The organism is Ferrimonas balearica, assembly GCF_019802085.1.
Lineage (GTDB): Bacteria > Pseudomonadota > Gammaproteobacteria > Enterobacterales > Shewanellaceae > Ferrimonas > Ferrimonas balearica_B.
Genome location: NZ_JAHVHV010000003.1, coordinates 312,380 through 324,637 on the forward strand (window position 1 = coordinate 312,380; position 12,258 = coordinate 324,637).

The window sequence follows — 12,258 nt, forward strand, 5'->3', positions numbered from 1 at the left end:
GATGGCCCCGGCACGGCCAAACCGGGAGTGGTGCCGTGGCTCCTACCGGATCAGCACGGATCCCCAGCGGCTGGATCGCGACGCCATCCACCGCTTCCTGAGCCAGGAGGCCTACTGGTGCCTGGGGATCCCCCGGCGCACCCTGGACACCGCCCTGGATCACTCCCTCTGTTTCGGCCTCTACCAGGACCAGCACCAGGTGGGGTTTGCCCGCCTGATCACCGATCACGCCACCTTCGCCTACCTGGCGGACGTCTACCTGCTGCCGGCCCACCGGGGCCAGGGCTTGGCCCGCTGGCTGATCCAGTGTGTGCTGGCCTACCCGGGGGTAGCGTCGCTGCGCCGCCTGCTGCTGGTGACCAAGGACGCCCACGGCCTGTACCGGCCCCACGGCTTCGCCCCACCGGCCCAGCCGGCCCATCTGTTGACCCGCCACCGCCCCGACGCCTACCGCTGACGACTGGCCCCAGGGCCGGGAACGCCATATCCTTATAACAATCCGACGCCCAGCTGGAGTACCCCGTGGCTTTAGAACCCATCTTCATCTTCATCGCCCTGCTGACCCTGTTCCTGGCCTACAAGGCCCGGCAGTTCCAGAAGGACCACAAGGCCGCCAATGAGCAGGCCGAAGCCAAACTGACGGCGCTGGAGAGTGACACCCGGACCCGCTGCGCCGACTGGGATCCCCTGAGCGAGCCGGACCACGACACCAAGGCGGTGCTCAAGGCCGCCCTAACCGACGCCTTCGATTACGGCGCCCAGCTCAAAGGCGACGGCGCCAGCGCCGACTCCCGGGCCATCCGCACCCTGCTGGCCGACTACCTCGGCGGCGTGCAGAAGGCTCAGGGCCATGAGCCCTGGCCCCTGTTTCACCGGGCCCTGCACTGCGCCCTGCTGATGGGCCAGCAGGCCAGCCAGCCCAAGATGGCGGAGCGGATCGGCGAGCAGGAGCAGCGGCTGCGTGAAGCGCTCAAAGCGGGCCAGGGGCCCCTGGCACCGGATCACCCGGCCCAGCGCAACGGGTAAAATAAAGGGCGGCCATCGGGCCGCCCTTTTGGTTGCTTGGGATCACTCCCGCACCAGATGCAGAAAGTGCAGGTGCTTCTCGTACTGCTCGACGATGTCGTTGAGCACCTGCTCCCGGCTCCAGCCCATGATGTCGTAATCCTGGCCCCCTTCGCGCAGGTGGACTTCGGCACGGAAATACTCCTGATCGTCCGCCTCGCCGGCAAAGGCCGGCTGGCTGTGGGCCCGGGGACGCACCTCGTAGTAAAAATCGATCTCCTCACCGTGCAGCACCTCCAGCCAAACGCTGCCGCGCTCCGGGTCCCGCGCCACCCGCGCCTCGATCTGCTCCTCCTGCAGCAGCCGCGCCACCGAACGCATCGCCGGGGCCACCACGGAGTCGACAAAACCCTCCACCTGACCCTCCCGGGAGAACTGGATGGCATTGCGCAGGCGCTGGTCCCAGCGCCCCGGGCTGCTGCCGTTGGAGGCCAGGTTGCTCATCTGGGCCAGGGTTTCCCGCTTGGTCACGTCCAGACGCAGGGCCCGCAACAGGCCGTAGGTGCAGGCTAGTAGGGCCACGGAGAAGGGCAGCGCGGAAGCGATGGTGGCGGTCTGGAGCGAGGCCAGCCCGCCGGCGTACAGCAGCACGCTGGCGATCACCCCGATCAGCACCGCCCAGAACACCCGCTGGATCACCGGAGTGTCGTCCTCGCCGCCACTGGCCAGCATGTTCACCACCATGGCACCGGAGTCGGCGGAGGTGACGAAGAACACCACGATCATCACGATGGCGATCCCGGACAGCAGGGTGCTGAAGGGGAAGTGCTCAATAAAGGCGAAGAACGCCAGGGCCACGTCCTGCTGCACCACGGTGGCCAGCTGGTCGCTGCCCTGGTTGAGGATCAGGTCGATGGCGCTGTTGCCGAACACCGACATCCAGAAGCAGGTGAAGCCCACCGGCACCAGCAGCACCCCGGTAACGAACTCGCGGATGGTGCGGCCGCGGGAGATGCGGGCGATGAACATGCCGACAAAGGGCGCCCAGGAGAGCCACCAGCCCCAGTAGAGCAGGGTCCAGCCCCCCAGCCACTCGTTGGACTCGTAGAGGTAGAGGTTAAAGGTCTTGTCCACCAGGGTGGAGAGGTAGTGGCCGGTGTTGTGGACAAAGCCCTCCATCAGCCAGGCCGTGGGACCGAGGAAAAGCACCAGCAACAGCAGGCCCACCGCCAGCACCATATTGAACTCCGACAACCGCCGGATCCCCCGCTCCAGCCCGGTGGCCACCGAGACCGCCGCCAGGCCGCTGATCCCCACCACCAGCAGGATCTGCATGCCGGCGCTCACCGGCACCCCGAACAGGTGGTTGAGGCCGGCATTGACCTGCAACACCCCGTAACCCAGGGAGGTGGCCACCCCGAAGATGGTGCTCAGGATGGCAAAGGTGTCCACCGCGTGGCCGATGGGCCCGTGGATCCGATCCCCCAGCAGGGGATGCAGGGCGCTTCGCAGGGTTAGTGGCAGGTTGTGCCGGTAGGCGAAGAACGCCAGCATCAGCGCCACCAGGGCGTAGATGGCCCAGCCGTGCACCCCCCAGTGGAAGAAGGTCAGCACCAGGGCCTCCCGGGCGGCGGCCACCGTGGCCGGATCCCCCTGGGGCGGGGTCAGAAAGTGCATCACCGGCTCGGAGACGCCGAAGAACAGCAGGCCGATCCCCATGCCGGCGGAAAACAGCATGGCGAACCAGGACAGGGCGCTGAACTGGGGTTCGGCGTGGTCCGGCCCCAGCTTGATCTCGCCAATGCGGGACGCCCCCAGGTAGAGGGTCACCAGCAGGATCACCGCCACCGTAGTGACGTAGAACCAGCTGGCCTTCTCGAGGATGTCGGCCTGCAGCAGGGAAAACTGCTGGGCCGCCGCCTCGGGGAAGGCCACCGCCAGCAGCACCAGGGCCAACAGCAGGGCACTGGCGCTGAAGAACACCGGGCGGTTGAGGGTCAAAGCGGGGGAGGCATCGGTTGTAGCAGGCGCCAAATCGGCGTTGGCAGACATAAACATCCCTTAATCTGGCCAAAAAAAAGTCCCCCGCAGAGCGGGGGACAGAATCGTTGTTATTCGCGCACCATGTGCAGGAAGTGCAGGTGGGTCTCGTACTGGTCGAGGATGTCGCCCAGCACCTGCTCCTGGCTCCAGCCCATGACGTCGTAGTCCTGGCCCCCTTCGCGCAGATGGACCTCGGCACGGAAGTACTTGCTCTCCTCGTCCTGCTCATCCTCTTCGCCGAGCACGAAGGAGGGGCGCAGGTAGGCCCGGGGACGCACTTCGTATTCGAAGTCCATCTCCTCGCCCAGCAGCACCTCGAGGCGCACCCGGTGGGTCTCCTCGTCCTTGGTCAGCAGCACCTCGACCCCCTGCTTGCGCAGCTCCAGCAGCACCGACTCCATGGCCGGGTAGACCACCTCGTCGATAAAGCGGTTCACGTGGGTACGACGGGGGAACTGCATCATGTTGCGCAGCCGGCGCTGCCAGGAGACCGGATTGCGTGTCACCCGCGGCGCCAGGTTGGCGGCCTGCTGGCTGTCCTTCTTGTGCAGATCCACCCGCAGCGCTTCGAGCAGGCCGTAACCGGCCAGCATCAGCACCAGTGAGAAGGGCAGCGCGCTGGCGATGGCGGCGGTTTGCAGGGCCGACAGGCCCCCGGCCATCAGCAGCACCACGGCCACCACACCGATGCTGGCGGCCCAGTAGATGCGCTGCCAGATGGGGGTGCGGTCGTTGCCGCCGGAGGCAAGCATGTCCACCACCAGGGAGCCGGAGTCGGCGGAGGTGACGAAGAACACCACCACCATCAGCATGGCGATGGTGGAGAGCACCGCCGACAGCGGGAACTGCTCCAGGAAGACGAACAGGGCCAGGGAGGAGTCCTCACTGATTACCGTGCCCAGCTGGGCCATGCCGTGATGGAGGATGAGATCGATGGCGCTGTTACCGAACACCGTCATCCAGGCCAGGGTAAAGCCGGCGGGCACGAACAGCACCCCCATGACGAATTGGCGGATGGTTCGGCCCCGGGAGATGCGGGCGATGAACATGCCAACGAACGGTGACCAGGAGATCCACCAGCCCCAGTAGAACAGGGTCCAGCCGCCCAGCCAGTCGGTGGGATCGTAGGCGTAGAGGTTGAAGGTCTTGCTGACGATCTCCGACAGGTAGCTGCCGGTGTTTTCAACGAAGGTCTGCAGCAGCAGCACCGTGGGCCCCAGCACCAGGATCAGCCCCATCAGGCCCACCGCCAGCAGCAGGTTGAGCTCCGACAGGCGGCGGATCCCCTTCTCCAGGCCGGAGACCACCGACAGGGTGGCCAGGGCGGTGATGGCGATGATCAGCACCACCTGGGTCTGGGTGCTGACGTCGATGTCGAATAGGTAGTGCAGGCCGCTGTTGACCTGCAGCACCCCGAAGCCCAGGGAGGTGGCCACCCCGAACACGGTGCCGATGATGGCGAAGATGTCCACCGCGTGGCCAATGGGCCCGTGGATCCTGTCGCCGATCAGCGGGTAGAGGGCGGAGCGCAGGGTCAGGGGCAGGCCGTGACGGTAGGCGAAGAAGGCGAGGATCAGCGCCACGATGGCGTAGATCGCCCAGGCGTGCAGGCCCCAGTGGAAGAAGGTGAGCTTCATCGCCTCCTTGGCGGCCTCGACGGTGCCGGGCTCGCCCACTGGCGGGCTCATGTAGTGCATCACCGGTTCGGCCACGCCGAAGAACATCAACCCGATCCCCATGCCGGCGGAGAACAGCATGGCAAACCAGGACTTGTTATTGAACGCCGGTTCGGCGTGGTCCGGCCCCAGCTTGATGTCGCCGTAGCGGGACAGGCCCAGGAAGGCCACGAAAATCAGGATCAGCGCCACCGTGGTGACGTAGAACCAGCCAGCGTTGGTGATGATGCTGGACTGGATGGTGGAGAACTGGTCAGCCGCCTGGCTGGGGAACAGCGCCGCGTAGCCCACCAGGGCCAGGATCAGGCCGGTGGACCAGGCAAACACGGGCCGGTTCAAAGTGGATGGAGAGTTGAGCGTCTTCGGCTCATCGGACATGGGGCCTCCTTGGTCAGTGACGCCACAGGGGGCGTCGGCACCAACGGGGCTCAGCAAACAGGATTGGGTCCCCAAGGGGGCCAAAGGTGTCCAAAGAACTGACGATTCGCGGGAACCGCGTCGGCACTATGTAGGCAATCCGATCCGGGGTAAGCGCCCGCACCGCATCATGGAAAGGGTAGTTGGTGTTCCAACAGGAACAAATGATGTGCGCAGCGCAGTATGCCCAAGACCGGGTTTCTGTTCAAATATGCAACCGCAGAAGGTTGCTTTATTTAACGTTTTACCCTCGATCCAGTGAAATTATCCTGCTGGCTCGGGCTCGGGTCGCGGCCGGTGAGCAAGCTAACGTTTCGCGGCCGCCGGCCCTGCTAGGATTGGGGAATCGGTCCCTATTGATGCGAGACTCCATGACCCTGATCCGACAGGTTGGCGCCAAGTGGGCGGTGGCCGAACTGGCCGAGGCCCTGGCCAATGAACTGGCCAAGGACCCCCAAGTCCACGGCTATTTCCGCGGCGCCACCACCTTGGACCAGGTGGCCAACCTGGTCACCGAGATCACCCTGGCGGAGGCCCCGGCCCTTTTGCGGGAGCAGCCCATCGACGCCCAGCAATTGCTGCCGGTGTTCGCCATCCCCTTCCAGCTGATGGTGGTCAAAAGCCTGCAGGGGGAGACCCTGACCCAGGCGGAGCACCTGGTGATCCCCCTGACCCACCACCTGGCCCAGAAGCCGGCCCCCGAGGACGCCCCCCCGCCCCTGCTCCAGATGCGGGAGCGGGTGCTGGATCTCTACCGGCGCTGGGAGGCGGCAATGACCCAGAAGCGGACCGAGCAGCGCAATATGGGCCGCCACGGCTGAACTAGTCGCGGCCGCGCAGCCAGGCGGGATCGCTCACCAGACCCACGGTCTGCTCCGCCTCGAAGTCCGGGGCAAAGTCGTCCAGCTGCAACACCAGTTCGCCGGTCTCGGCGTTGTACCGCACCACCCGGCCATGGCCCCGGCGACGGGGCAGGTACTGGCCCACCTCCGTCGGCGCGCCCACCCGATCGATCCGCCCCTCACTCATGGTGATGATGGGATCGCACAGGTGCAGGGTTTCCGACACCGAATGGCTGATGAACAGCATGGGGATCCGCTCCGACACCCGGGCCAGGAAACCCATCAGGTGCTGACGGCTGGCCAGATCCAGGGCCGCCAGGGGCTCATCCAGCAGCAACAGTCGCGGTGAGGCGGCCAGGGCGCGGGCGATGGCCACCCGTTGGCGCTGGCCGGCGGAGAGTGAGGGTGCTGGTTGATCCAGCAACGCGCTGAACTGGCACTGGGCCGCCAGCTCCTCGATGCCAAACAGCGGCTGACGGGCCTGGCTCTGGGCCAGGGCCAGGTTCTGCCGCACCGTCAGGTGGGGAAACAGCCGGCTGTCCTGGAACACCACGCCGATGCGCCGCTGCTCCGGCAACGCGAAGCGCTTCTCGGCGCTGTCCTGCAACACCGTATCACCGAGGCGGATGCGCCCCTCCAGTCCACTCTCCAGGCCACTGATGGCGCGAAACAGGCTGGTCTTGCCCACCCCGGAGGGGCCAAACACCCCCACGATCCCCTGCATCGGCAACGCCAGCTCCAGGTCGAAGGCAAACTCCCCCAGGTGCCCCTTGAGGGCCAGTTCCAGTTGCATGCTGCCCCCTTACCAGTAGCCCCAGGCGCGTTTGCGCCTGTCCATGCCGACGTAGATGAACAGCAGCAGCACCAGGGAGATGGTCAGCAGCCCCGCCGCCAGCACATGGGCACTGGCGTAATCCAGCGCCTCCACGTGCTCGAACAGGGCGATGGCGATCACCTGGGTCTCCCCAGGAATATTGCCGCCGATCATCAGTACCACACCGAACTCCCCCAGGGTGTGGGCAAAGCCCAGCATCCCCGCCAGCACGAAGCTGTGGCGGGTCATGGGAAACACCACGTAGTGGAACCGTTTCCAGCGGTTCATCCCCAGGGTGGCCGCCGCCTCCAACTCCCCTTTCCCCAGGGTGGCGAAGCTCGATTGCAGCGGCTGCACCACGAAGGGCAGGGAGTAGATCATCGACCCGATCACCAGCCCGGAGAAGGAGAACGCCAGGGTGGAGCCGGTCAGGGCCTGCACCCACTGCCCCGGCAGGTAGAGGGGCGAGAACAGCAGCAGCAGATAGAAGCCGAGCACCGTGGGGGGCAGGATCAGCGGCAGGGCCACCAGGGCCTCCACCACCGGGCGCCAGCGGGCCCGGCTGTGGGCCAGCCACCAGGCCAGGGGTGGGGTGATCAGCAGCAACAACGCAGTGCTGATGGCCGCCAGTTTCAGGGTGATCCAGAGGGCTTCCAGATCAGCGGGATTGATGGTCATCCGGGATAGCGTATCCAGCTTGAGACAGGAGATCGTCTCGTGCCATTAAGTATTGGAGCAGCGCCTTGGCCTGTTGCGGATGCGCACTGCGCGTCAGCACCACTCCCTGTTGGGTCAGGCTGCCGTGCCAGGACTCGGGCACCAGCCAGTACTCTTGCGGCGGCACCTCGGCCGCCTTGAGCTGTGCCAGGGACACCAGCCCGGCGGGCGCATTGCCGCTTTGCACATACTGAAAGGTATGCAGGATGTTGGTGCCGCGCACGATCTTTCCTCTCAGCCTGTGCAGGATATCAAGATGTTGCGCAACTTGCTCGGCCGCGGCGCCATAAGGCGCAGTGCGCGGGTTGGCCATCGCCAGTCGCTGGTCCCACTGGGCCAGGGTGGTCTCGTCCGCCCGCCCCTTCGGGTGCCAGAAGGCCAGCACCCCGATGGCGTAGTCGCTCAGGCTGTCGGGATCCGCCAGCCCCTGGGCCACCAACTGCGCCGGGCGCACGTCGTCCGCCGCCAGGAAGAGATCATAGGGGGCGCCGTGGAGGATCTGGGTGTAGAGCGCCCCGGTGGCGCCGGCGGAGATCTGCACCCGCACCCCGGTCTGGGCCTGGTAGTCCGCCACCAGCTGCTCCAGGGTGGTCTTGAAGTTGGCCGCCACCGCCACCGTCAGGGTGGTGGCCTGGGCCACCGGCACCAGCAGCAGGGCCAGACAGAGACTCAGAGGGGCACACCAGCGGCTCATGCGGCCACCGCTACGGGTTTGGCGCGAAACAGATCGTAATGGCGACGGGCGTCCTCCCCCAGTTCGGCTTTCAATCCGGCGTAATCGCACAGCTGCAACGAACCGTAGTGATTTTCAAGAATCTTTTTCTGACAGAGCTCGGCAATCACCTTGCTGTAATATTGTCTTGTGGCCCCGGTCACAGTGCAGAGATCCTCAATGGTGATCCGGATACCATATTCATTTCGTCTTAATTTAGCGGAAAAAATCATCGCTAAGGTCATAACGATGTGTTCCTTCTTGCTTAATATGGAACGCAGCAATAAGTGATCTTCCACCATTCTCGAATAACGGTGTTTTCTTTCCATATATATTTCAAGAAAGCCCTTATGTATTCGACAGATCTCATATACCCAAGCCATGGGCACCCACAGCAGTTCCCCCGCTTCCAGGGCCAGGTAGCGAACATTATCGTCACTGCCCTGGCCGCAGCCACTGGCAAAGAGAAACTGGCCGGAAAACAGCAACTCGGTGCCGCCAATGCTGCCATCGTGGAAGTGGATCTGACGCAGTAGCGTGCCCCGCATCACCAGTGCCAGCCCCATGCCAGCGCAGCTCAGGCAGAGGCTGTCGCCCTCATCGAGGCGGCGGCTTTGGGCTTGTCGGCTCAGGGCTTCGGCGGCGGATTCTCCAACGCCAAGCTGGCGAAGGGCCGCCACCAGGGCGGGGCGCGCTGTGGGCTCAACGGGCATGTTCTGAAAATCTCAAAAGGCGTCAGGAGGCCAGCTTATCGCGCAGCCTGAGACAAGAAAGTGATTGGGGTTCAAATTATCAAATTGATCATTATAGATGCCCATTTTATTGCCCCCGAATTAAGCCAGCTGGATCACAAATCGCCAAACCCACACCGGCAAATGCAATCTGAATGACATTATCCATCCGTCGGCAATTCCATAATTCCGCGATTCCCAAATTCCCCAATTTACCGGAATCCCACAATTAAATAACCGGACATTAACGACGCCAAATTTAATTCCATTGAACTGAATAAATTAACGTCTTACAGGTTATTTAAAAATAATGAGAACGGTTTTCATTTATTACGGTGGCTAACCGATGAAACAGATCCAAACCCTACTGGGTTCCAGCCTGTTGGCCGGGGTATTGACCCTGACCTGCGGCCCCGCCTGGGCGGACGACGCCCAGGCCCAGCTTATCGACAAGTTCCAGCAGGGCCAGTACTCCGGCAAGGGCGCCGACGGTTGCCTGATGTGCCATGGCCGCGACGAGCAGGTCACCGCCCTGTTTGCCTCCCCTCACGGCAGCCTGGACAGCAGCGCCAGCCCCATGGCCCAGCTGCAGTGCGAAACCTGCCACGGGCCCCAGGGCCAGCACCGGGGCAAGAACGAGCCGATGATCAACTTCGGTGACGACGCCAACGTCAGCGCCGAGCTGCAAAACTCGGTCTGCATGAGCTGCCACGAGGATGGCGGCCGCCACGACTGGCAGGGCAGCCGCCACGACTTCGCCGAGGTCGCCTGCAGCGACTGTCACCAGATCCACACCGCCAGCGATCCCGTGCTCTCCCCCGAAGGGGAGATCGCCACCTGCACCAGCTGCCACAGCGGCCAGCGGGCGGACATGAACAAGCGCTCGGCCCACCCCATGGCCGGCCTGCACAGCGGCAGCGACATGACCTGCACCAGCTGTCACAGCGCCCACGGCAGCCTGACCGAGTCGGCCCTCAATCAGGTGAGCCTCAACGACACCTGCTACCAGTGCCACGCCGAGAAGCGCGGCCCCGTGGTGTGGGAGCACGCCCCGGTGACCGACAACTGCACCAGCTGCCACGACGTCCACGGCAGCGTCAACGACGCCATGCTGACCCGCCGGGCGCCCCAGCTGTGCCAAAGCTGTCACGCCAGCGATGGCCACGCCAGCCGGGTCTACGACGGCCAGGGCAACAGCGCCTTTGTCGCCGGCCAGAGCTGCCTCAACTGCCACAGCCAGGTGCACGGGTCCAACCACCCCGCCGGCAGCCTGTTCGAGAAATAAGGAGTTTCAGTGATGAAAGCGCAACTTTCTCTGACCGCCCTGGCGATCCTGTCGGTCATCGCCCCGGCCCAGGCGGCCAGCTTTGCCCTCTCCCAGGCCAACACCGAGGCGCTGGACACCTCTGGTTGGGAGTGCCGCCGCTGTGACGGGCCCGACGCCAGTGGCACCGTCGGCCTCAGCGCCGGCATGGTGGACAGCAGCGACCCCCACGCCGCCAATCGGTTCGGTGCCCGGGACGGCGCCGCGGTGGGCATCAACGCCGACGCCACCTTGAACGGCGAAGCCGACGGCCGGCTGGATCTCAAGGCCGACCAGCTGGGGATGAGCAGCGGCTACGGCCAGGCCCGCTACCGCGACAACCACCTGGACGCCCAGTTCGACTACGCCAAGCTGCGCACCGTAGACGCCGTGGCCCAGACCGAGTACGGCTTCGACGGTCGCAACCTGGTGGGCCTGGAGGCCCCCATCGACGTCACCCTGGAGCAGCGCCGCGAGCGCACCGGGCTTGGCCTGGCCTACCAGGATGCTTTTGCCGGCCTCGACTGGCGCACCTACGCCCGCTACCAGCACGAGTCCAAGACCGGCCACCAGGCCAGCAGCGTCAGCCTCAACAAGAGCCCGGTCAACATCACCGCCCCGGTGGACACCACCACCCAGACCTTCAACGCCGGGGCCGAGCTGGGCGGCGCCCAGTGGCGCACCGGAGTCAGCTACCAGGGCTCGCTGTTTGAGAACAGCTACAGCGGCCTCTACGACGGTGAGCGCGGCGCGGTGCAGGCCCTGGCCCCGGACAACGAGGCTCACCAGCTGGCCCTCACCGGCCAATATCGCCTGGGCAAGACCCGCCTGAGCGGCCGCCTGACCCAGGGCTGGCTCTACCAGAACGACACCGCCTTCGTTGACGCCACCGGGGTGCCCAGCGGCATCACCCACGCCAACGGCGAAGTGCGCACCCAGGGGGCCAACCTGCGCCTGACCAGCGCCGTGGGTCAGGTGCGCCTGGCCGCCAAGTACGACTACGCCGACCGGGACAACCGCACCCCGGTGTTCGCCTACGACCAGCAGCTGAGCATCGACAGCCTCAGCGGCACCGCCCGGATGAACACCCCGCTGGACACCACCCGCCACCGCTACGGGCTGGACGCCAGCACCCGCCTGGCCCAGGGCGTGGCCCTGGAGGCGGGATACCAGGGGGAACGCACCGAGCGCAGCCACAGCGTGCGGGAAACCACCGAGGACAACACCCTCTGGGCCCGCACCCGGGTCAACGCCTTCGAGCACTGGGATCTGGCCCTCAAGGCCAGCTACGGCCAGCGCGACGGCTCCCGCTACCAGGCCAGCGAGGCCACCTCCAGCGAAGACAACGCCCTGCTGCGCAAGTACTACCTGGCGGACCGGGACCGCACCGAACTGCAGCTGGAGATCGGCCACAGTCCGCTGGAGAACCTCTCCCTGGACGCCACGGTGCGCTTCGCCCAGGACGATTACAGCGAGTCGGAGATCGGCCTGCTGGACGCCGAGGATCTCGGCTACGATCTGGCCGCCAGCTACCGGATCAGCCCATCGCTGAACCTGCACGCCTTTGTTGGTCAGCAGTGGATCGAATCCAACCAGGCCGGCAGCCAGGGCTTCGCCGCCCCGGACTGGACCTACCGCATCGAGGATCGCTTCGACTACGCCGGCGCCGGGGCCGTGTACAGCGGCCTGATGGACGACCGTCTGACCCTGGGCGCCGACTACCAGTACACCGAGTCGCGCTCCGACACCGAGGTGTCCGAGGGCCAGCCCTACGGCGATTACTTCCAGTGGGCCCACAGCGTGCGCGCCTACGCCGATTACCAGCTCGATCTCCGCACCAGCGTGCGACTGGATTACCGCTATGAACGCTATTACGACACGGACTACGCCGATGTCGCCAGCGACAGCATCCCCGGGCTCATCACCCTGGGCGACCTGGGGCACAACTACAACGCCCACCTGCTGATGCTGTCCTTTACCTATTCGCTTTAATCACAG

General features: G+C 65.2%; 11 protein-coding genes. 5 read left to right on the forward strand and 6 right to left on the reverse strand.

Annotated features, from left to right (window positions below; genetic code table 11):
• Nucleotide 1 precedes the first annotated feature (1 nt).
• A complete protein-coding gene (locus tag KUV81_RS14230) occupies nt 2-457 on the forward strand; it encodes a GNAT family N-acetyltransferase (RefSeq protein WP_222544546.1) in 456 nt (151 codons plus the stop codon).
• A gap of 65 nt (nt 458-522) precedes the next feature.
• Nucleotides 523-1,026, forward strand: coding sequence for a hypothetical protein (locus tag KUV81_RS14235; RefSeq protein ID WP_222544547.1), 504 nt, complete (start codon nt 523-525; stop codon nt 1,024-1,026).
• Nucleotides 1,027-1,068: 42 nt separating this feature from the next.
• Here the strand turns inward: KUV81_RS14235 and KUV81_RS14240 are convergent, their stop codons facing one another.
• Entirely contained in the window at nt 1,069-3,057 is a 1,989-nt protein-coding gene (locus KUV81_RS14240) for a BCCT family transporter (RefSeq protein WP_222544548.1), read from the reverse strand.
• A 59-nt stretch (nt 3,058-3,116) separates the two neighbouring features.
• Complete coding sequence (locus tag KUV81_RS14245; RefSeq protein ID WP_222544549.1) at nt 3,117-5,102, reverse strand: BCCT family transporter; 1,986 nt, start codon at nt 5,100-5,102, stop codon at nt 3,117-3,119.
• A gap of 410 nt (nt 5,103-5,512) precedes the next feature.
• Here KUV81_RS14245 and KUV81_RS14250 point away from each other — a divergent pair, with 410 nt between their 5' ends.
• Nucleotides 5,513-5,962: a hypothetical protein gene (locus KUV81_RS14250; protein ID WP_222544550.1), complete on the forward strand. Its 450-nt coding sequence runs from the start codon at nt 5,513-5,515 to the stop codon at nt 5,960-5,962.
• Between the two features lies 1 nt (nt 5,963).
• On the opposite strand, the gene KUV81_RS14255 is transcribed toward KUV81_RS14250, so the two are convergent.
• From KUV81_RS14255 to KUV81_RS14270, 4 genes are read right to left on the reverse strand one after another with little or no spacing between them, the layout of a single operon-like run.
• Nucleotides 5,964-6,776, reverse strand: coding sequence for an ATP-binding cassette domain-containing protein (locus tag KUV81_RS14255; RefSeq protein ID WP_222544551.1), 813 nt, complete (start codon nt 6,774-6,776; stop codon nt 5,964-5,966).
• Nucleotides 6,777-6,785: 9 nt separating this feature from the next.
• Nucleotides 6,786-7,475: a molybdate ABC transporter permease subunit gene (modB, locus tag KUV81_RS14260; protein WP_222544552.1), complete on the reverse strand. Its 690-nt coding sequence runs from the start codon at nt 7,473-7,475 to the stop codon at nt 6,786-6,788.
• Nucleotides 7,456-8,208, reverse strand: coding sequence for a molybdate ABC transporter substrate-binding protein (modA, locus tag KUV81_RS14265; RefSeq protein WP_222544553.1), 753 nt, complete (start codon nt 8,206-8,208; stop codon nt 7,456-7,458). Before modA ends, modB begins: the two co-directional genes overlap by 20 nt.
• The gene (locus KUV81_RS14270) at nt 8,205-8,939 is read right to left on the reverse strand and encodes a Crp/Fnr family transcriptional regulator (RefSeq protein WP_222544554.1); all 735 of its coding nucleotides are present in this window, start codon (nt 8,937-8,939) and stop codon (nt 8,205-8,207) included. Before KUV81_RS14270 ends, modA begins: the two co-directional genes overlap by 4 nt.
• Before the next feature lie 364 nt (nt 8,940-9,303).
• Between KUV81_RS14270 and KUV81_RS14275 the strand changes: the two genes are divergently transcribed.
• Together KUV81_RS14275 and KUV81_RS14280 are read left to right on the forward strand one after the other, a co-directional pair.
• Nucleotides 9,304-10,242, forward strand: coding sequence for a DmsE family decaheme c-type cytochrome (locus KUV81_RS14275; RefSeq protein ID WP_222544555.1), 939 nt, complete (start codon nt 9,304-9,306; stop codon nt 10,240-10,242).
• A gap of 12 nt (nt 10,243-10,254) precedes the next feature.
• Nucleotides 10,255-12,252, forward strand: a complete 1,998-nt coding sequence (locus KUV81_RS14280; protein ID WP_222544556.1) for an MtrB/PioB family decaheme-associated outer membrane protein — start codon at nt 10,255-10,257, stop codon at nt 12,250-12,252.
• Nucleotides 12,253-12,258 lie beyond the last annotated feature (6 nt).